The organism is Mycobacterium sp. NGS50 (assembly GCF_059812545.1).
Genome location: NZ_JCALCW010000047.1, coordinates 12,230 through 31,314, shown reverse-complemented (window position 1 = coordinate 31,314; position 19,085 = coordinate 12,230). Strand labels below are relative to the sequence as shown.

Genomic DNA, 19,085 nt, shown 5'->3' with positions numbered 1-19,085 from the left:
CCGGCCCAGTCCGCGACACGCTCCACAACCCTGCTTCGGGTGCGCACCCTCTGCCCCTCTCCGCTGGCATAATTGGGGGAAGCGCCCCAAGGAGGCGGGTATGGCCGAGAATCGTCCGACATCGATGGCCATCGACCTGGAGCCGGTGGCGCTGATCAGCGCCGACGGCACCCCCACCGAGGAAACCCGCTACCGCCGCGATCTGCCCGCGGAGACGCTGTGCTGGCTCTACGAGATGATGGTCATCACCCGCGAGCTGGACACCGAGCTGGTCAACCTGCAGCGACAAGGTGAGCTTGCGCTGTTCGCCTCCTGCCACGGCCAGGAAGCCGCCCAGGTCGGCGCGACCGCCTGTCTACGCAAGTCCGACTGGTTGTTTCCGCAGTACCGTGAGTTGGGCGCGTTCCTGGTGCGCGGTATCCCCGCTGCCCACGTGGGCGCCGCCTGGCGTGGAATCTGGAACGGCGGCCTGGAATTCATCGACAAGTGCTGCGCGCCGATCTCGGTTCCCGTAGGCACCCAGACCTTGCACGCGGTGGGTGCGGCGATGGCCGCGCAGCGGCTCGGCGAGGACTCGATCACGGTGGCCTTCCTCGGTGATGGCGCCACCAGCGAGGGCGACGCGCATGAGGCGCTGAACTTCGCGGCGGTGTTCGGTGCACCGTGCGTGTTCTACGTGCAGAACAACCAGTGGGCGATCTCGGTGCCGGTCGCCCACCAGACAGCGGCACCGTCCATCGCGCACAAGGCCATCGGATACGGAATGCCCGGTATCCGCGTGGACGGCAACGACCCGCTGGCCTGTTACGCGGTGATGGCCGAAGCCGCCGAGCGGGCCCGCGCCGGTGCCGGCCCGACCCTGATCGAGGCGGTCACCTACCGGTTGGGTCCGCACACCACCTCCGACGACCCGACCCGCTACCGCAGCCAGGCCGAAGTCGACCAGTGGGCGGTGCTGGACCCGATCCCGCGCTACCGCAGCTACTTACAGGGCCAGGACCTGTGGTCGCAGCGGCTGGAGGAACGCATCGGCGCCCGCGCGGTCCGGCTGCGGACCGAACTGCGTGACGCGCTGATCGGCGCCCCCGACGCCGACGCCGACGAGTTGTTCACCACGGTGTACGCCGAGATCACGCCTGGACTGGAAGCGCAGCGCCACCAGCTGCGGGCGGAGCTGGCGCGGGACGGCTAGGGAGGCTGAGATGACGCAGATTCTCGAACCCCCGATCACGTCGGTGAGTGACACACCCACCGAACTCACGATGGTGGCGGCGCTGAACCGCGCGCTGCACGACGCGATGGCCGGCGACGAGAAGGTGCTGGTGTTCGGCACCGACGTCGCCGCCCAGGGCGGGGTGTTCCGGGTGACCGACGGATTGAGCGAAACATACGGTGCAGACCGGTGTTTCGACACGCCACTGGCGGAGTCCGCGCTGATCGGGATCGCTGTGGGGCTGGCGTTGCGCGGATTGGTTCCGGTGCCGGAAATCCAGTTCGACGGGTTCACCTACCCGGCCTTCGATCAGGTGGTCAGCCACCTGGCCAAATACCGGACCCGCACCCGCGGCGCCGTCGACATGCCGGTCACGGTCCGGGTGCCGTCGTTCGGTGGAATCGGTGCGGCCGAGCACCATTCGGAATCCACCGAGACGTACTGGGCGCACACCGCCGGACTCAAGGTGGTGGTGCCGGCGACACCGGCTGACGCCTACTGGTTGCTGCGGCACGCCATCGCCTGCCCCGACCCGGTCATGTTCCTGGAGCCGAAACGACGCTACTGGGTGCGCGGTTTGGTCGACGTCACCCGGCCGGAACCGCCGATCGGGCGGGCGGTGGTGCGGCGGCGCGGGACCGACGTCACCGTGCTGACGTATGGCGCACTGGTGCAGACCGCCCTGTCCGCGGCGGAAATCGCTGATCGGCAGCGCGGTTGGAGCCTGGAGGTCGTCGACCTGAGGTCGTTGAGCCCGTTGGACTTCGACACCGTCGCCGCCTCGATCCGGCGAACCGGGCGGTGCGTGGTGCTGCATGAAGGGCCGCGCACCCTGGGCTACGGCGCGGAGTTGGCCGCCCGCATCTCCGAAGAACTGTTCTACGAGCTGGAGGCGCCGGTGCTGCGCGCCTGCGGGTTTGACACGCCGTACCCACCGGCACGGCTGGAAAAGCTGTGGCTGCCCGGCCCGGATCGGTTGTTGGACTGCGTCGAGCGCGCCCTGGACATGCCGTGAGCTCGGAGACGTTTCTGGTGCCCGACCTCGGTGAGGGCCTCGATGAGGTGACGGTGTCGTGCTGGAACGTCGCCGTCGGCGACGAGGTGCAACTCAACCAGGTGTTGTGCACGGTGGAGACCGCCAAAGCCGCGGTGGAGATCCCCAGCCCCTACGCCGGCCGCATCGTCGAACTCGGCGGGGAGGAAGGCGCGGTCCTGCCGGTGGGTGCGCCGCTGGCACGCATCGAAACCGGGTCGGGCGCGGCGACCAATGGCGCGACCCGCAAGCCGGTCCTGGTCGGTTATGGGGCAGATGACGCGCTGGACAGCAGTCGACGCCCGAAAGCCAAGCCGCCGGTGCGCAAACTGGCCGCCGACCTCGGCGTCGACCTGGCCGGATTGCCGGCCGGGCCGGACGGTGTGATCACCCGGGATGCGGTCGTGGCCGCTGCGCACTCGACCGATGACGACGTGATTCCGGTCACCGCGGTTCAGGCCGCGATGGCCAAACGGATGACACTGTCGCGCAATCAAATCCCGGATGCCCACGCCAGCGTGCAGGTTGACGGCACCAATCTGCTGGCGCTGCAGGACCGGCTCGGCCAGGACACGGTCACGCCGTTCGTGCTCACGCTGCGGTTGCTGGTCATCGCACTGAGCCATCACCTGATGCTCAACTCCACCTGGGTGGAGGCCCCCGACGGGCCACAGATCCACCGCCACCACGCGGTGCATCTAGGTATCGCGGTGGCGGCTCCGCGCGGCCTGCTGGTGCCGGTGGTCAGCGACGCGCAGGCCAAGACCACCCGCGACCTCGCCGACACCGTGGCCCGGCTGATCCGAGACGCCCATGCCGGCAGCCTCACGCCCGCTGACCTGCGTGGTTCGACGTTCACCGTGTCCAACTACGGTGCCCTGGGATTGGACGACGGGGTGCCGGTGATCAACCACCCGGAGGCCGCGATCCTCGGCGTGGGATCGCTGCGGCCACGGCCCGCGGTACTCGACGATGCGGTTGTCGTCCGGCCACAGATGACACTGACCTGCGCGTTCGATCACCGCATCATCGACGGCGCACAGGTGGCCGGGTTCCTGGGGGAGTTGCGCCGGCTTATCGAGGCGCCCGAGACGGCCCTGCTGGATCTGTAGTCACCGGCGCTGCGCGGCCGCCAGCCGGGCGGCGAACTCCGGGGACCGCGCCGATACCGCCTGCGGCCCCAGCTCGGTGCGCATCGCCAGCTGGTGATGCTCGGTATCCACCGATCCGGGGCTGGCGGTGGCGCGCATGGACGCCTTGGTCGCCACCACCACCTCACGGGGAGCGGCCGCGGGGCCGGCAGCCAGCTCCAGCGCGGCGGCGACCGGATCCTCGGCGACGCGCAGCGCCAACCGATGCTGCACCGCGGTCTCGGCGTCGAAACGCATCCCGAACAGCAGCGCGGCGCGTGCGACCTGGGGTCCGACCGCCCGCTGCAGCATCCAGGTGGCGCCGCCGCCCGGATGCAGACCCAGCTTCTGGAACCGGGCATCGAACACCGCGGCGGGGCCGGCTATCCGCACGTCGGCGGCCAACGCGAGGTTCAGCCCGGCACCCACGGCCGCGCCGTTGACCGCGGCAATGGTCGGCAAGGTGCAGCCGCCGACCGCCATGAACCCGTCGTAGAGCGCCAGCAGGCCCTCCTCGGCGGCGACCCCCAGCGCGCTGAGATCCGCTCCCGCGCAAAACGCTTTACCGGCGCCGGTGACCACCACCGCGTGCACACCGGGATCCTCCTCGGCCCGCTGCACGGCGGCCCGCAGCTGCGCCGACATCGCGGCGGTCACGGCGTTGCGCCGGTCGGGATCGTTGACGGTGATGACCGCGACACGATCGGCGACGCGGTACAGGACGAGTTCTGCTTGGGCCATCGGAAACCTCCGCGGGATCGGGCGAGCTACGCAGGACTCTAACCGGGCGTTTGGGCGCGGCGCTGACTGAGATCGACGTCCAAATTCTGCAAAACGCCGATTCTGGGGGCTGTAGGTGAATCTGGACGTCGATTTCAGTCGGGCCCGCCGTGCCGGGCATCAGCAAACCCGCCGACCTGGGAAAAGCGCCCCCGGCAGGACTCGAACCTGCGACCACAAGATTAGAAGTCATGTGCTCTATCCAGCTGAGCTACGGGGGCAGCGCGGTGGCCAGTCTATCCAACGGCCGTTGTCGGCCTGATGGGCCGCGCAACGCCGACCGAAATGCCCTCCGCGGCACCGGGAATCGGCTACCGTGTGGTCCACGCCACTGGGGAGGAGTATCACCGTGGACCTGGTGCGAGATGGAATCAGACTGGTTGCCGATCCGATGGGTACCTGCCGTGCCGGTGCGGTGCTGCTGCGCGGGTCGCCGGTGCTGGCCGGCTGGATGGCGGGCTGGCTGTCCGCGGAGTTCCCGCCGCTGACCGGCCATGCGCTGGCCCGGGCGAGCAGCTGCGCGGTGAGCCGCGCGGTATCACGGTGGGCGACCCAGCGTGCCGATCAGGTGTTGTCTGACGCCCTGGACGCGTCGCTCGGCGCCGGGTACCGCGACGCGGTGTGCCACCCGGTGGACGCGGCACCGGGCTGTGTGGGCGGGTTGTTGCAGGCAGCGGGCCACCGCCGCCGCTATGCGGGACAGACCTCCAACATCTCCTACGGGCCAGGGGCTCGCGAGCATCTGCTCGACATCTGGCGGCCCCGGGACCAGCCGGACGGCCGGCGGGCCCCGGTGCTGGTGCAGGTTCCCGGGGGCGGCTGGACCATCAACGACAAGCGCGGCCAGGCGTACCCGCTGATGAGCCGGATGGCCGGCCTCGGGTGGATCTGCGTATCGATCAACTACAGCCGCAGTCCGCGAAACGCGTGGCCGACGCACATCGTCGACGTCAAGCGGGCGATCGCCTGGGTCCGCGACAACATCGCCGACTACGGCGGGGACCCGGAGTTCATTGCGATTACCGGCGGTTCTGCCGGTGCGCACCTGGCGTCGCTGGCCGCGCTGACCGCCGGCGATGCCGGCCTGCAACCCGGGTTCGAGGATGCCGACACCGGCGTACAGGCGGCCGTTCCCTATTACGGTGTCTACGACTTCACCGACACCGCGAAAATGCACGAACTGATGCTGCCTTTCCTGGAGAATTTTGTGATGCGTACGCGGTACGCCGATGATCGCGCCGCATTCGAATCGGCGTCGCCGATATCGCACGTACACCGTGACGCTCCGCCGTTCTTCTTACTGCACGGCGAAAACGACGCGGTGGTCCCCAGCGTCCAGGCCCGAACCTTTTGCGCCGCACTGCGGCAGGCGGGTGCTGACACCGTGGCCTACGCCGAGTTGCCCAACGCTCACCACGCTTTCGACACCGTGTCCACCACGCGTTCCCAGCTGGCCGCCGCGGCCGTCGCGGACTTTCTCGGTGTCGTTTACGGGCGGTATCTTCGGGCAAACACCGATTCGTGGCCGCTAGCGGTCACGCCGGCCGGCTGAATACCGCCAGGCGCCTGCCGGTGGTCCAATTCTGCCGACTACCATATTAATTCGTTAGACGCATCTGACGTATCGGGTGAATCGGGGCATTTGTCTCGCGCTCAGGCAGCTACCGGGCTAGCGTTGGGTCGACATGGGAGACCGCGGGTTGGGAGGCGACTGTGGGTGAGCTCGTCGATGCGGCTGGGATGCCCGTCGAGTTGGGGGCGGTCGACTATCTGCTGCATCGCGGTGAAGCCAACCCGCGGACACGCTCGGGGATCATGGGGGTGGAGCTGCTCGACACCACGCCCGACTGGGACCGATTTCGGACGCGTCTGGAGAACGTCTCCCGGCGGGTGCTGCGGCTGCGGCAGAAGGTCGTCGTTCCCACGTTGCCGACCGCCGCGCCGCGCTGGGTGGTGGATCCGGACTTCAACCTGGACTTTCATGTGCGCCGGATGCGGGTTCCAGAGCCCGGCACGCTACGCGAGGTGCTCGATCTAGCCGAGGTTGCGCTGCAGTCGCCGCTGGACATCTCCCGGCCGCTGTGGACAGCGACGCTGGTCGAAGGGCTCGCCGACGGCAAGGCCGCGGTCATGATGCACATCAGCCACGCCGTCACCGACGGCGTCGGGGGCGCGGAGATGTTCGGTCAGATCTACGACCTCGAACGCGACCCGCCGGATCGGCCGGTGCCGCCGCAGCCGGTGCCACAGGACTTGTCGCCGAACGACCTGATGCGGGAAGGGGTTAACCACCTGCCCAGCGCCCTGGTCGGGGGCGCGCGCGACGTGCTGACCGGCGCCCTCTCGGTGGTCGGGCGGGTGCTCCGCGACCCGGGCTCGGCGGTGGCCGGCGCGGTGGGCTATGCGCGCTCGGGCGCGCGGGTGATCGGCCAGGCCGCCGAACCCTCTCCGCTGCTGCGCCGCCGCAGTTTGTCCACCCGCACCCAGGGGCTGGAGATCCGCCTCTATGACCTGCACCGCGCCGCCAAGGCCGGTGGCGGGTCGATCAACGACGCGTACCTGGCCGCGTTGTCCGGGGCGTTGGGCCGCTACCACGAAGAACTCGGCGTTCCGATCGCGACGCTGCCGATGGCGGTGCCGGTGAATCTGCGCGCCGAGGCCGACCCGGCCGGCGGCAACCGGTTCACCGGGGTCAACCTCGCCGCGCCGGTCGGGGTGGCCGATCCGGTGGAACGGATGAAGCGGATCCGCGCGCAGATGACCCAACGCCGCGAGGAACCGGCCATGGACATGGTCGGTTCGGTGGCGCCGGTGCTGAACCTGCTGCCCGACCCACTGCTGGAGATGGTGACCAGCTCGGTCGTCGGCTCAGACGTCCAGGCCAGCAACGTGCCTTTCTATCCCGGTGACACCTACATCGCCGGAGCGAAAGTGTTGCGACACTATGGGATTGGCCCGCTTCCCGGGGTCGCGATGATGGTCGTGTTGATCTCCCGGGGCGGGTTCTGCACGGTCACGGTGCGCTACGACCGGGCCGCCGTTCGAGACGAGGAGTTGTTCGTGCGCTGCTTGGCGGAGGGATTCGACGAGATCCTGGCATTGGCCGGAGACCCTGCCCCGCACTGCACGCCGACGTCGTGGACGCCGGTGAACGCATGACGACGGCCAAGGGAACCGCACCGCGCAACCTGCGCCTGCCCGGGTCGGTGGCCGAGATCGCCGCCAGTCCGCCCGGCCCCCACATCGGGGCGTTCTTCGACCTGGACGGAACCCTGGTCGCCGGCTTCACCGCGGTCATCTTGACCCAGGAACGCTTCCGCCGCCGCGACATGGGTGTCGGTGAGCTGATCAGCATGGTGCAAGCCGGGCTCAACCATCAGCTCGGCCGCATCGAGTTCGAGGAACTGATCACCACGGCGTCCGCGGCGCTGCGGGGTCGCCCGCTGTCCGACCTCGACGAGATCGGTGAGCGGTTGTTCGTCCAGAAGATCGCGTCCCGCATCTATCCCGAGATGCGGGCGCTGGTGCGCGCGCACCAGGCGCGCGGCCATACCGTCGTGCTGAGTTCGTCGGCACTGACCATCCAGGTCGAGCCGGTCGCCCGCTACCTCGGCATCACCAACACGCTGACCAACCGATTCGAGACCAACGCCGACGGGGTGCTCACCGGTGGCATTGTGGACCCGATCCTGTGGGGGCCGGGCAAGGCCAGCGCGGTGCAGCGGTTCGCCGCCGAACACGATATCGATCTGCAGGATAGCTACTTCTACGCCGACGGCGACGAGGACGTCGCGCTGATGTACCTGGTCGGCAATCCGCGCCCGACCAACCCCGAAGGCAAGATGGCCGCCGTCGCCCGTCGCCGTGGCTGGCCGATCCTGAAATTCTCCTCCCGCGGCAGCGGCGGCCTGCTGGGGCAGTTGCGGACGGTGGCCGGTCTGGGGTCGATCGTGCCGGTCGGGGCCGGCGCCGTGGGCTGGGGGCTGTTGACCGGGGACCGTCGCCGCGGGGTCAACTTCTTCACCGCGAACTTCCCGCAACTGCTGCTGGGGATCAACGGGGTGCGGCTGAACCTGATCGGCAAAAAGAACCTGACCGCTCAGCGCCCGGCGGTGTTTATCTTCAACCACCGCAACCAGGTGGATCCGGTCATCGCCGCGTCGCTGGTGCGCGACAACTGGATCAGCGTCGGCAAAAAGGAACTCGAGCGCGACCCGATCGCCGGCACCATCGGCAGACTGACCGACGCCGCGTTCATCGACCGCGACGACCCGGCGGCCGCCGTGGAGACGCTGCATCAGGTCGAAGAGCGCGCCAAGAAGGGGCTGTCGGTCCTGATCTCCCCGGAGGGCACCCGGATCGACACCACCGAGGTCGGACCGTTCAAGAAGGGGCCGTTCCGGATCGCGATGGCCGCACGAATCCCGATCGTGCCGATCGTCATCCGCAACGCCGAGGTCGTCGCCGCCCGCGACTCGGTGTCGATCAACCCCGGCACGGTGGATGTGGTGGTGTTCCCGCCGATTCCGGTCGACGACTGGACGGTGGACAACCTGGGTGAGCGGATCGCGCAGGTGCGCCAGCTGTATCTGGACACCCTGGAGGACTGGCCGGACGACGAGGTGCCCGACGCCGCGCTCTACGCCGCCAAGAAGACCGCACCGGCAAAGGCCGCCAAGGCCGTCAAGAAGGCCGCAGCCCGAAAAGCCGCGCCGCGCAAAGCCGTCAAGAAAGCGGCCCCGCGAGCCCAACCGAAGGGCCGGCCATGAGCGCCGGCCCGGCCAGCTTCACCGCGACCGAAGACGCCTTGGTGCTGGCGTCGTTCGACTCGCCGGTGGAGGCCGACCTGGTCAAAGACTGGCTGCGGCGGCAGCGTGCCGAGCATCCGCAGACCAAAGTCGAGGTGGTGGAGTTGCCGCCACGCGACGCCGCGCCGGCGGCCATCGCTCAGTTGGTGGAACAGCTCGAGGCCGACGACGACCGCTCGGTGGTGCCGGTGCGGGTGTTCTGGATGCCGCGGGCCGGCGCCTCGGCGCTGTCGCGGGTGGCGGCGATCCTGCCCGGCCAGGACCCCTACCATCCCAACGAACGCCAGCAGCGGCGCATCGTGCGCAGCGAGCCGACCCGCGCGCGGGTGGTCGCCGGTGAATCCGCCAAGGTCTCCGAGTTGCGGCAGCAGTGGCGTGACCTGACGGTGGGCGACAGCGCCCGCGACTTCGCGCACTTCGTCACCCGCCGCGCACTGCTGGCGCTGGAACGCGCCGAGTACCAGATCCTGGGACCGCAGTACAAGTCGCCGCGGCTGGTCAAGCCGGAGATCCTGGCGTCGGCACGATTTCGTGCCGGCCTGGAGAAGATCTCCGGTGCCACCGTGGAAGAAGCCGGCAAGATGCTCGACGAACTGTCCACCGGGTGGAGTCGGGTGTCGGTGGACCTGGTCGGCGTGCTCGGGAAGATGTTCAGCCGCGGGTTCGATCCCGACATCGACTACGACGAGTATCAGGTCGCGGCGATGCGCACCGGGCTGGAAGCCCATCCCGCGGTGCTGCTGTTCAGCCACCGGTCCTACATCGACGGCGCCGTCGTGCCGGTCGCGATGCAGGAGAACCGGTTGCCGCCGGTGCACGTCTTCGCCGGCATCAACCTGTCCTTCGGGGTGATGGGGCCGTTGATGCGGCGCTCCGGGGTGATCTTCATCCGCCGCAGCATCGACAACCCGCTGTACCGCTATGTGCTGCGCGAGTACGTCGGCTACGTCGTCGAGAAGCGGTTCAACCTGAGCTGGTCCATCGAGGGCACCCGGTCGCGTACCGGCAAGATGCTGCCGCCCAAGCTCGGGCTGATGAGTTATGTCGCCGACGCCTACCTCGACGGCCGCAGCGACGACATCCTGTTGCAGGGGGTGTCGATCAGTTTCGATCAACTGCACGAGACCGCCGAGTACGCCGCCTACGCCCGCGGCGGCGAGAAGACCCCCGAGGGCCTGAGCTGGCTGTACAACTTCATCAAGGCGCAGGGCGAGCGCAACTACGGCAAGATCTACGTCCGCTTCCCCGAAGCCGTCTCCATGCGGCAGTACCTCGGCCCGCCGGGCGGTGACATGGCCACCGACCGGGACGGCAAGCGACTGGCCATGCAGAAGATGGCGTTCGAGGTGGCCTGGCGGATCCAGCGGGTCACCCCGATCAACGCGACCGCGCTGGTGTCGGGGCTGCTGTTGGCGATTCGCGGGCGGGCACTGACCCTGGGGCAGCTGCACCACACGCTGCAGGACTCGCTGGACTACTTGGAGCGCAAGCAGTCCCCGATGAGCACCAGCGCGCTGCGGCTGCGCACGCCGGACGGGGTGCGTGCCGCGGTCGACGCCATGTCCAACGGACACCCGATCACCCGAGTCGACGGCGGCCGCGAGCCGGTGTGGCGGATCGCCCCGGAGGACGAGCACGCCGCCGCGTTCTACCGGAACTCGATGATCCACGCGTTCCTGGAGACCTCGATCGTCGAACTGGCCCTCGCGCATGCGCGCAGCGCCGAAGGGGACCGGCTGGAGGCGTTCTGGTCGCAGGCGATGCGGGTGCGCGACCTGCTGAAGTTCGAGTTCTACTTCGCCGACTCGGCGGCTTTCCGGCACAACATCGCCGAGGAGATGGCCTGGCAGGACGGCTGGGAGACCCACGTGCGGGCCGGCGGTGACGCCATCGACGCCCTGCTCTACGCCAAGCGTCCGCTGATGGTCAACGCGATGCTGCGGGTGTTCTTCGAGGCCTACGAGGTGGTTGCGGACGTGTTGCGGGATGCGCCGGCCGACGTCGGGGAGAAGGAGCTGACCCAGCTCGCGCTCGGGGTGGGCGGCCAGTACATCGCCCAGGGCCGGGTGCGCAGCAGTGAGCCGGTCTCGGCGCTGCTGTTCGCCACCGCCCGCCAGGTCGTCGCCGACCAGAACCTGCTGGCGGCCGCGCCCGGCCTCGCCGAGCGACGGACGGCGTTTCACCAGGAGCTGCGCGCCATCCTGGGGGATATCGACCACATCGAACGGGTGGCGCGTCGGCAGTTCGTCGCCCGCGAAGCCCAGCGCAGCATCACCGATTGACCGGCCGCCGCATCACTGAACCAGAAACTCCGGTCTTCCCAGCGCGCGCCGATGTGGCACCGGCCACTTCGGCGGGCCGCACTGGGATGGCGTGGAGGTGCGCCAATACGCTTGGGTGCATGATCCGCGCCCAACGCGCGCCGGTGTGGCCGCTGCTCACCGGCGTCGCGGTCCTTGCCGGCGGCGTCGCCGCGGGCATCGCCGCGTTGGCGCTGGCCGACGCATTGACCGCCACCGGTCTGCCCGATCCCGGCCCGATGACCACGCTCGGACTCCCGTTCGTGCGGGCGGCCGGCGAGGTCGCCGCGGTGCTGGCGGTGGGATCGTTCCTGCTCGCGGCGTTCCTGGTGCCGCCGCAGGACAACGGTGTACTGGATGGTGCGGGTTATCGCGCGGTGCGCCTGGGCAGCATCGCCTCGGGGGTGTGGGCGGTCTGCGCCGCGCTGCTGGTCCCGCTGACCATCTCCGACGTGTCCGGTCAGCCGTTGGCCAACCACCTCAACCCGGCGACCAGCTGGTCGGTGGCCAGCCTGATCTCGGTGGCATCGGCCTGGCGGTGGACGGCTCTGCTCGCCGTGGTCGTGACGCTGGCGAGTCTGGCCGTGCTGCGCTGGGCGTGGACGCCGATCCTGGTCGTCGCATCGCTGGTGACCCTGGTTCCGCTCGGACTGACCGGTCACTCCTCGGCGGGCGGCTCGCACGACCTGGCCACCAACAGTTTGCTGATCCACCTGGTCGCCGGGGCGCTGTGGGCCGGCGGCCTGCTGGCGCTGCTGGCGCACGCGATGCGCGGCGGTCAGCACGCCGACCTGGCCGCCCGCCGGTTCTCCGCGCTGGCCCTGTGGTGCTTCGTGGCGATGGGCCTCAGCGGTGTCGTCAACGCCCTGGTCCGGGTGGCGCCCTCGGATCTGCTGACCACCAGTTATGGCCGGCTGGTGATCGCCAAGGCCGTGGCGCTGAGCCTGCTCGGGGTGCTGGGCTGGCGGCAGCGGCGCAGCGGGGTCGCCGCGCTGCAGGCCGACCCGAACGCCCGCGCGGCGCTGATCCGATTGGCGATCAGCGAAGCCGTGATCTTCGGCGCCACCTTCGGGATCGCCGTCGGGCTGGGCCGGACACCACCGCCCCCGCCGCGGATCCTGAACCCCTCGATTCCGCAGGTGAAGATCGGCTACGACCTCGAGGGTCCGCCCACCCCGGCCCGACTGCTGTTCGACTGGCGGTTCGACCTGGTCTTCGGCACCGCCGCGATCGTGTTCGCGGGGGTCTATCTGGCCGGTGTGCGCCGGCTGCGCCGCCGCGGCGACGCGTGGCCCGCGGGCCGCACCCTGGCCTGGCTGCTGGGCTGCACCACGCTGCTGGTGGCCACGTCGTCGGGGGTGGGCAGATACATGCCCACCATGTTCAGCGTGCACATGGCCGCGCACATGATGCTGTCCATGCTGGTCCCGATCCTGCTGGCGCTGGGTGCGCCGGTCACGCTGGCCCTGCGGGCGTTGCCGGCCGCCGGCCGCGGCGACCCGCCGGGTATGCGGGAATGGTTGCTGGCCGCGCTGCACAGCCGGGTATCACGGGCGTTCACCCACCCGATCGTTGCCGCCACGCTGTTCGTCATCGGGTTCTACGGCCTGTACTTCACCAGCATCTTCGACGCCGCCGTCGGCAGCCATATCGGGCACATGGCGATGAACGTGCACTTCTTGCTCAGTGGCTACTTGTTCTACTGGGTGGTGATCGGGGTGGATCCCACACCACGGCCCATCTCACCGCTGGTCAAGCTGGCCGTGGTGTTCGGGTCGCTGCCGGTGCACGCATTCTTCGGGGTGGTGTTGATGGGGACGACCACCATCTTGGGTGAGGCCTTTTACCGGTCGCTGCACCTGGGCTGGCACACCGACTTGCCCGGAGATCAGAAGCTCGGTGGTGGAATGGCTTGGGCGGCAGGGGAAATTCCGCTGCTCATCGTCATGATCGCCTTGCTGGTGCAGTGGCGCCGCACCGACGAGCGGACCGCCAAACGATTGGATCGGGCCGCCGACCGTGACGACGACGCCGAATTGACCGCCTACAACGCGATGCTGGCCCAATTGGCCCAGCGCGACGCATCGGGAGGAGACTAGCGCGATGCCAGTCCACCAGGACGCCGACGAACCCGGTGACCCGGCCCCGGCCGAGCTGTCCGCTCCACCGCCGAGCGATCCGGTGATCGTTGCCGCCGGGTTGGGGGTCGACGGTGAACACGGCCCGCTGTTCTCCGGCATCGACCTGGAACTGAGCGCGGGGTTTCACGCCATCCAGATGCCGGGCGGACCCGGACAACACACGCTGCTCCTCACCCTGGCCGGGCGCGTCAAACCCAGCCACGGAACCGTGACCGTGCTCGCCGACACCGAGCCGCGCGCAATCCGGCGGCACTGCGCGATCGCGGCGTTCGCCGACATCGACGAGTTGGAGGAGTCGGTGACCGTCCAGACCGTGCTCTCCGAGCAGCGCCGGTGGCTGGCGCCCTGGTACTCGCGGGTTTCCGCCGACGCCGGACAGCCGGATCTCGGCGAGGTGTTCGGCGAGATTCCGGTGCCGTCGGCAGACACCTTCATCGTCGAACTGTCCGACCTGGAACTCTTCCTGCTTCGAATCACGTTGGCGCTGTTCTCGAAACGCCCGATCCTGGTGGTCGGGGATCTTGAACAGGTGCGCGACAACACCCGGCGGCAGATGGCTGTCGAGCGGCTCGGCGCCCTCGCGGCGGAGCGCAGTGTCATCGTCGGAGTGACCAACCCGCTCGGCGGCGACGCCCCCGAGCACCGCCTGCACGATCACCGCATCCTGACCGAAAGGGGCTGACGGTGCTAGCTGGACTCGCATTCGGCTCGGAGATCAAGCGATTCGGCCGCAGCCGGATGACCCGCGCGGCGATCGTGGTGCTGACGCTGCTGCCACTGGTGTACGGGGCGCTGTACCTGTGGGCCTACTGGGACCCCTTCGGCCACGTGAACAAGATGCCGGTCGCGCTGGTCAACGCCGACCGCGGCGCCGTCGTCTCCGGACAGCGGCTCAACGTCGGAGACGAGATCGCCAGGAGCCTCACCGCCGATGGCAGCATGGACTGGCAGGTCGTCGACCCCGAAGAGGCGCGCACCGGGGTCCAACACGGCAAGTACTACTTCATGGTGGAGTTGCCACCCGACTTCAGCGAAGCGGTTGCCTCGCCTACCACCGGCCAGCCTAAACAGGCCAGTCTGATCGCGGTGTACAACGACGCCAACAACTACATCTCATCGAGCATCGGACGTACCGCCATCGAGCAGGTGCTCAACGCCGTGTCCACCAGGATTTCCGGCCAGGCGGTCAACAAGGTTCTCTCCGTGGTGGTTTCCTCCGCCGCGGGGATCAAACAGGCAGCCGACGGGGCGAAACAACTCGCCGACGGTGCCGTGCAGGTCGATGACGGCGCCGGCCAGTTGGCGGGCGGACTGCACACCGCACGGCCGGCGTCGGTGCAGCTGGCCGCCGGTGCCAAGCAGCTCTCCGACGGCATCAACCAGGCCACTGAACCGCTGCTCACGGTGGCCAAAGCGGCCTCGGTGATCGGCGGCAACACCGATCAGCTGCAGCAGGGGGCGGCCGCACTGCAGCAGGCCGGCGAGCAGATCGGTGCGGTGGCCACCGCGCAGGACACCGCCGCCAACTCGCTGTCGGCGGTGATCGACCAGCTCTCGGCGCGTGGCGACCCGGCGGCCGGGGCGCTGCGCGACATCCAGGACCAGCTGCGGCAACACCAGTTCACCCCGCAGATCCGTCAGCAGCTCACCGACGCCCAGAACGCCGCGATCGCGATGACCGAGCCGCTGCGCACGCCGGGCAGCCCGCTCAAGTCGGCGCTGGACCAGTTCGGCAAGAACGGTCAGGAGCTCACCGCCCGGCTGACCCAGCTGCGGACCGGAGCTCAGCAGCTGGCCACCGGGAACGCCGAACTTGCCAAGGGCATCGCCAAACTCGACGACGGTGCCCAACAGCTGAAGTCGGGCACCGCTCAACTGCGGACCGGATCCGCCGAGCTGGCCACCAAACTCGCGGCCGGTGCCGAGCAGGCGCCCAGCTGGAGTACCCAGCAGAAGGACGCGATCGCCGACGCCATCGGCGGCCCGGTTCGGCTGCAGACCACCCACGAGAACGCCGCCCCCAATTTCGGTACCGGGATGGCGCCGTTCTTCATCACGCTGGCATTGTTCTTCGGTGCCCTGGTGCTGTGGATGGTGTTGCGTCCGTTGCAAAGCCGCGCGATCGCGGCCGAAGTGATCGCGATCCGGGTGGCGCTGGCCAGCTATCTGCCCGCGGCGGTGATCGCGATCGTCCAGTCGATCATTCTGTACGGTGTCGTGCGATTCGCCCTGGGCATGCACGCCGCACACCCGGTGGCGATGCTGGCCTTCATGATGCTGATCTCGTGTGCGTTCGTGGCCGCCACGCAGGCGATCAACGCGCTGGTCGGACCGGCGGTGGGCCGGGTCCTGATCATGGCGCTGCTGATGCTGCAACTGGTCAGCGCCGGTGGGATGTATCCGGTGGAGACCACGTCGCGCCCCTTCCAGATTCTGCACGACTACGACCCGATGACCTACGGCGTGAACGGATTGCGGCAACTGATCCTGGGCGGCATCGATCACCGGCTGTGGCAGGCGATCATCACGCTGGTGTTCATCTGGGCCGGCGCGCTGGTGGTCTCGGCGCTGTCGGCGCGGCGCAACCGGCTCTGGAACCTCACCCGGCTGCTGCCGGCCATCCAGGTTTGAGCAGCACGTCCTAGACGCGCAGTCCTTCCTCGGCGATGGCCCGCGCCTCCTGCTCGGTGGCCACCGACGGTCCAGAACCGGGCAGCGGTTTGCCGGCCACCTCGGGTGTGAACCACACCGTGACGGCACCGACCACACCGGCGAACATCAGGATGTAGGCGGGCACCATCACATTGCCGACACCGGACACCAACGTCTCGGCGATCAGCGGGGTGGTACCGCCGAAAGCCGACACCGAGATGTTGAACCCGATGGCCACCGCGAAATTGCGCACGTTGGTGGGGAACAGCGCCGGCAGCGTGGACGGCGAGGTGCTGCTGAAGCACAGCAACATCACGCCGATCAACATCACCCCGATGAGGCTGACCAAATAGTTCGGTCCGTGCCGGATCAGCAGGAACGCCGGGACGGAGCCGACCACCAGCAACCCGCAACCGGCCCACATGATCGGCTTGCGGCCGATCCGGTCGGACAACCTCGCGACGGCAACCACCGTCACCAGCATCATGGCCAGCGTCAACACGATCATCATCAGGCCGCTGGCGCCGCTGATCCCGCCGACTTGTTTGAGATAGGTCGGCAGGTACCCGGTGAGCATGTAATTGGTGACGTTCTCGGCCAGTACCAGCCCCATGGTGATCAGCAGCGCTCTGCGGTGCCGTACCACCGTCTGCTCGAACTGTCGCCAACCGCGGCCTTCCGGCGTCTGCTGGCTCTCGGTCATCTGCTCGTAGGCCGGGGATTCCTCGATCCGCAACCGCATGTACAACGCGATAAGCGCCAACGGGACGCCCAGCAGGTAGGGGAGTCGCCACCCCCAGCTGTGCATGTCGCCGATCGGCAACTGGGTCTGCAGTCCGGTCACCACCGCCGCGCCCGCCAGGTACCCGCCCAGGGTGCCCAACGGCAGAAACCCGGCCAACGCACCCCGGGTGCGGTCCGGGGCATGTTCGCTGACGTAGGTCATCGCACTGACGTATTCCCCGCCGGTGGAGAAACCCTGCAGGATGCGCGTGACGATCAGCAGTACCGGCGCCCAGATGCCGATGCTCTCGTAGCCGGGCAGCAAGCCGGTCACCGTGGTACCCACCGCCATCAGCGTGACCGTCATGATCAGCACCTTCTTGCGCCCGATGCGGTCACCGAGCGACCCGAAGACGATGCCGCCGAACGGTCGCACCGCGAACGCCGCCGCCAGCGTGCCGAAGGTGGCGATCAGGCCGACTGCGCTGGAACTGTCACTGGGGTAGAACACCTGCGCGATGGTGGTGGCAAGAAACCCGTAGATGCCGAAGTCGTACCACTCCATGAAATTGCCGACCGCGGTGCCCGCAATCGACCGGCGCAGCTCCGCCGGATGAGAAACGCGAATCTCCTCGCGGGTCCACTGTCGTCGGCGAGTGGGTTCATCGAGGTCTCGTCGGCTTGAGATTCCCACTGCAAGCCGTTATACCACGTACCCAGCTGCCGCGCCGGACGCCGTCGCCCGCGAGCGTGTCCAATTCCTCGATGTTTCAGACCAATACGGCCCGCAACCAGGTGTGTCGCCGATGATCCAGACCGCGGCCTCTACGATGGCTGGCATGGTAAATGGACCCGCACTGCGGGCACCACGCCCCTGGTTATCGATGCGCAGCTTGTTGACGGTTCTCGCCGTTGCCGTCGTCGCGAGTTGCGCCTCGCCGCCCTCGGCTCCACCTCCCTCGTCGACGTCGGCGCCCACCCCGGTGTCGTCGGCTGCGTCGTCATCGTCGGCGTCGTCCAAGCAGCCCGACCATCCCTTGCCGGACCCCGCCGCGTTGCTCGAACAGTCCAGCGCCGCCACCAAGAAGCTCAAGAGCGCGCACCTGGCGCTCTCGGTGAGCGGGGATCTTGAGCAGATGCCGGTCAAAGCGTTGGAGGGTGACCTGACCAACGAGCACAGTGCCGAAGCCAAGGGCAAAGCCGAGATCACCATCATGGGCGCGGACGTGGACATTCGGTTCGTCGTATTCGAGCGGCGCCTGTATGTGGCCATGCCGCAAAGTGATTGGCGGGATTACGGGCCCACCTCCACGATCTACAACGTAGCCGCCACGCTGAACCCGGATACCGGGCTGGCCAACCTGCTGGCCGACTTCATCGACCCCAAGGCGGAAGCCCGCGAAACCGTCGGTGGCCACGACACCGTCCGGATCAGCGGGAAGGTCACCGCTGAGGCGGTCAACAAGCTGGTGCCGCTGGGTGTCAGCAAGCGGACGTCCTGCACGGTCTGGATCCAGGAGAGCGACCAGCACCAGCTGGTTCAGGTCAAGCTGGAGCCGAGTAAGGGCGATTCGGTCCAGATGCTCCTGTCGAACTGGAACGTGCCGGTCAGCGTCGAGAGGCCGGCGGGGCGCTGACCCGCAGCGGCTGTTGGCCGGTTCTCCACAGAAGCCATTTCCTCCACAGGTGCCACCGATTTCGGTGGCCGGTGCCGCCCGGTTGTCGGGTGGGCTGCGTCCAATGGGACTGCATCCGGCGGGTGACCGCCTCAGGAAAGGAAATGAGCAATGTTCGAGACAACGGTGAGCATCATCGGCAACATCGTCAACGACCCGATCCGCCGCAGGGTCGGCGACCAGGAGGTGATCAAGTTCCGGGTCGCCAGCAATTCGCGCCGTCGCACCGCTGACGGCGGCTGGGAGCCCGGCAACTCGTTGTTCGTCACCGTCAACTGCTGGGGACGCCTGGTCACCGGGGTCGGTGCCTCGCTGTTGAAGGGTTCCCCGGTCGTCGTGGTCGGTCACCTCTACACCAGCGAGTACGAGGACAAGGAAGGCATCCGCCGGTCATCGGTGGAGATGCGGGCCACCGGTGTGGGGCCCGACCTGTCGCGCTGCATCGCCCGGGTGGAGAAGATCATCGCCGCCGGGCCGGACACGGCGCCGTCGCCATCCGCCGAGGTCGACGGCGGTGGGTCGGCGAACGAGGACACTACCGAGGCTGATCAGCAGCCCGGGGCGGGTTTGCCGCTGTCGGCGTAAGCGGCCGCAGGCCGTGCCAGGCTCGCCACCTAGGATGGTCGGCG

The 19,085-nt window shown here is 68.5% G+C and carries 14 protein-coding genes and 1 tRNA gene; 12 read left to right on the top strand and 3 right to left on the bottom strand.

Features of this window, described 5'->3' with window-relative positions:
- Positions 1–100 precede the first annotated feature (100 nt).
- From pdhA to AC5Y36_RS23765, 3 genes are read left to right on the top strand one after another with little or no spacing between them, the layout of a single operon-like run.
- Positions 101–1,192, top strand: a complete 1,092-nt coding sequence (gene pdhA, locus AC5Y36_RS23775; RefSeq protein ID WP_500043425.1) for a pyruvate dehydrogenase (acetyl-transferring) E1 component subunit alpha — start codon at positions 101–103, stop codon at positions 1,190–1,192.
- A gap of 10 nt (positions 1,193–1,202) precedes the next feature.
- Positions 1,203–2,228: an alpha-ketoacid dehydrogenase subunit beta gene (locus AC5Y36_RS23770; protein WP_500043424.1), complete on the top strand. Its 1,026-nt coding sequence runs from the start codon at positions 1,203–1,205 to the stop codon at positions 2,226–2,228.
- Entirely contained in the window at positions 2,225–3,358 is a 1,134-nt protein-coding gene (locus AC5Y36_RS23765; RefSeq protein WP_500043423.1) for a dihydrolipoamide acetyltransferase family protein, read from the top strand. Before AC5Y36_RS23770 ends, AC5Y36_RS23765 begins: the two co-directional genes overlap by 4 nt.
- Here AC5Y36_RS23765 and AC5Y36_RS23760 read toward each other — a convergent pair whose 3' ends face one another.
- Both AC5Y36_RS23760 and AC5Y36_RS23755 read right to left on the bottom strand, forming a co-directional pair.
- Positions 3,359–4,117 (bottom strand): enoyl-CoA hydratase, encoded by a 759-nt coding sequence (locus AC5Y36_RS23760; RefSeq protein ID WP_500043422.1) that lies wholly within the window; start codon positions 4,115–4,117, stop codon positions 3,359–3,361.
- A gap of 186 nt (positions 4,118–4,303) precedes the next feature.
- Positions 4,304–4,377: transfer RNA gene (locus AC5Y36_RS23755), tRNA-Arg, on the bottom strand.
- A gap of 128 nt (positions 4,378–4,505) precedes the next feature.
- Here AC5Y36_RS23755 and AC5Y36_RS23750 point away from each other — a divergent pair.
- The 7 genes from AC5Y36_RS23750 to AC5Y36_RS23720 all read left to right on the top strand — a co-directional run bounded on the left by AC5Y36_RS23750 (position 4,506) and on the right by AC5Y36_RS23720 (position 16,036).
- A complete protein-coding gene (locus tag AC5Y36_RS23750) occupies positions 4,506–5,708 on the top strand; it encodes an alpha/beta hydrolase fold domain-containing protein (RefSeq protein WP_500043421.1) in 1,203 nt (400 codons plus the stop codon).
- Between the two features lie 188 nt (positions 5,709–5,896).
- The gene (locus tag AC5Y36_RS23745) at positions 5,897–7,315 is read left to right on the top strand and encodes a WS/DGAT/MGAT family O-acyltransferase (protein WP_500043429.1); all 1,419 of its coding nucleotides are present in this window, start codon (positions 5,897–5,899) and stop codon (positions 7,313–7,315) included.
- Positions 7,312–8,925 carry an HAD-IB family hydrolase gene (locus tag AC5Y36_RS23740; protein ID WP_500043420.1) on the top strand — a complete coding sequence of 538 codons (1,614 nt, stop codon included), beginning with the start codon at positions 7,312–7,314 and terminating at the stop codon, positions 8,923–8,925. The genes AC5Y36_RS23745 and AC5Y36_RS23740 overlap by 4 nt, the downstream gene beginning before the upstream one ends.
- A complete protein-coding gene (locus AC5Y36_RS23735) occupies positions 8,922–11,246 on the top strand; it encodes a glycerol-3-phosphate 1-O-acyltransferase (protein ID WP_500043419.1) in 2,325 nt (774 codons plus the stop codon). Before AC5Y36_RS23740 ends, AC5Y36_RS23735 begins: the two co-directional genes overlap by 4 nt.
- A 119-nt stretch (positions 11,247–11,365) precedes the next feature.
- A complete protein-coding gene (locus AC5Y36_RS23730; RefSeq protein WP_500043418.1) occupies positions 11,366–13,363 on the top strand; it encodes a bifunctional copper resistance protein CopD/cytochrome c oxidase assembly protein in 1,998 nt (665 codons plus the stop codon).
- Positions 13,364–13,367: 4 nt separating this feature from the next.
- Complete coding sequence (locus AC5Y36_RS23725; RefSeq protein WP_500043417.1) at positions 13,368–14,087, top strand: hypothetical protein; 720 nt, start codon at positions 13,368–13,370, stop codon at positions 14,085–14,087.
- Positions 14,088–14,089: 2 nt separating this feature from the next.
- Complete coding sequence (locus AC5Y36_RS23720) at positions 14,090–16,036, top strand: YhgE/Pip family protein (protein ID WP_500043416.1); 1,947 nt, start codon at positions 14,090–14,092, stop codon at positions 16,034–16,036.
- A 10-nt stretch (positions 16,037–16,046) separates the two neighbouring features.
- On the opposite strand, the gene AC5Y36_RS23715 is transcribed toward AC5Y36_RS23720, so the two are convergent.
- A complete protein-coding gene (locus AC5Y36_RS23715; RefSeq protein WP_500043428.1) occupies positions 16,047–17,384 on the bottom strand; it encodes an MFS transporter in 1,338 nt (445 codons plus the stop codon).
- 235 nt (positions 17,385–17,619) lie between these two features.
- Between AC5Y36_RS23715 and AC5Y36_RS23710 the strand changes: the two genes are divergently transcribed.
- A complete protein-coding gene (locus AC5Y36_RS23710; RefSeq protein WP_500043415.1) occupies positions 17,620–18,417 on the top strand; it encodes an LppX_LprAFG lipoprotein in 798 nt (265 codons plus the stop codon).
- A gap of 150 nt (positions 18,418–18,567) precedes the next feature.
- A complete protein-coding gene (gene ssb, locus AC5Y36_RS23705; RefSeq protein WP_500043414.1) occupies positions 18,568–19,041 on the top strand; it encodes a single-stranded DNA-binding protein in 474 nt (157 codons plus the stop codon).
- The last annotated feature ends 44 nt before the right edge of the window (positions 19,042–19,085 follow it).

Excerpts from the sequence above, each read along its gene's own strand:
- pdhA (WP_500043425.1), top strand. The coding sequence starts at position 101 with ATGGCCGAGAATCGTCCGACATCGATGGCCATCGACCTGGAGCCGGTG.
- AC5Y36_RS23770 (WP_500043424.1), top strand. The coding sequence starts at position 1,203 with ATGACGCAGATTCTCGAACCCCCGATCACGTCGGTGAGTGACACACCC.
- AC5Y36_RS23760 (WP_500043422.1), bottom strand. The coding sequence starts at position 4,117 with ATGGCCCAAGCAGAACTCGTCCTGTACCGCGTCGCCGATCGTGTCGCG.
- AC5Y36_RS23745 (WP_500043429.1), top strand. The coding sequence starts at position 5,897 with ATGCCCGTCGAGTTGGGGGCGGTCGACTATCTGCTGCATCGCGGTGAA.
- AC5Y36_RS23740 (WP_500043420.1), top strand. The coding sequence starts at position 7,312 with ATGACGACGGCCAAGGGAACCGCACCGCGCAACCTGCGCCTGCCCGGG.
- AC5Y36_RS23735 (WP_500043419.1), top strand. The coding sequence starts at position 8,922 with ATGAGCGCCGGCCCGGCCAGCTTCACCGCGACCGAAGACGCCTTGGTG.
- AC5Y36_RS23730 (WP_500043418.1), top strand. The coding sequence starts at position 11,366 with ATGATCCGCGCCCAACGCGCGCCGGTGTGGCCGCTGCTCACCGGCGTC.
- AC5Y36_RS23725 (WP_500043417.1), top strand. The coding sequence starts at position 13,368 with ATGCCAGTCCACCAGGACGCCGACGAACCCGGTGACCCGGCCCCGGCC.
- AC5Y36_RS23710 (WP_500043415.1), top strand. The coding sequence starts at position 17,620 with ATGGTAAATGGACCCGCACTGCGGGCACCACGCCCCTGGTTATCGATG.
- ssb (WP_500043414.1), top strand. The coding sequence starts at position 18,568 with ATGTTCGAGACAACGGTGAGCATCATCGGCAACATCGTCAACGACCCG.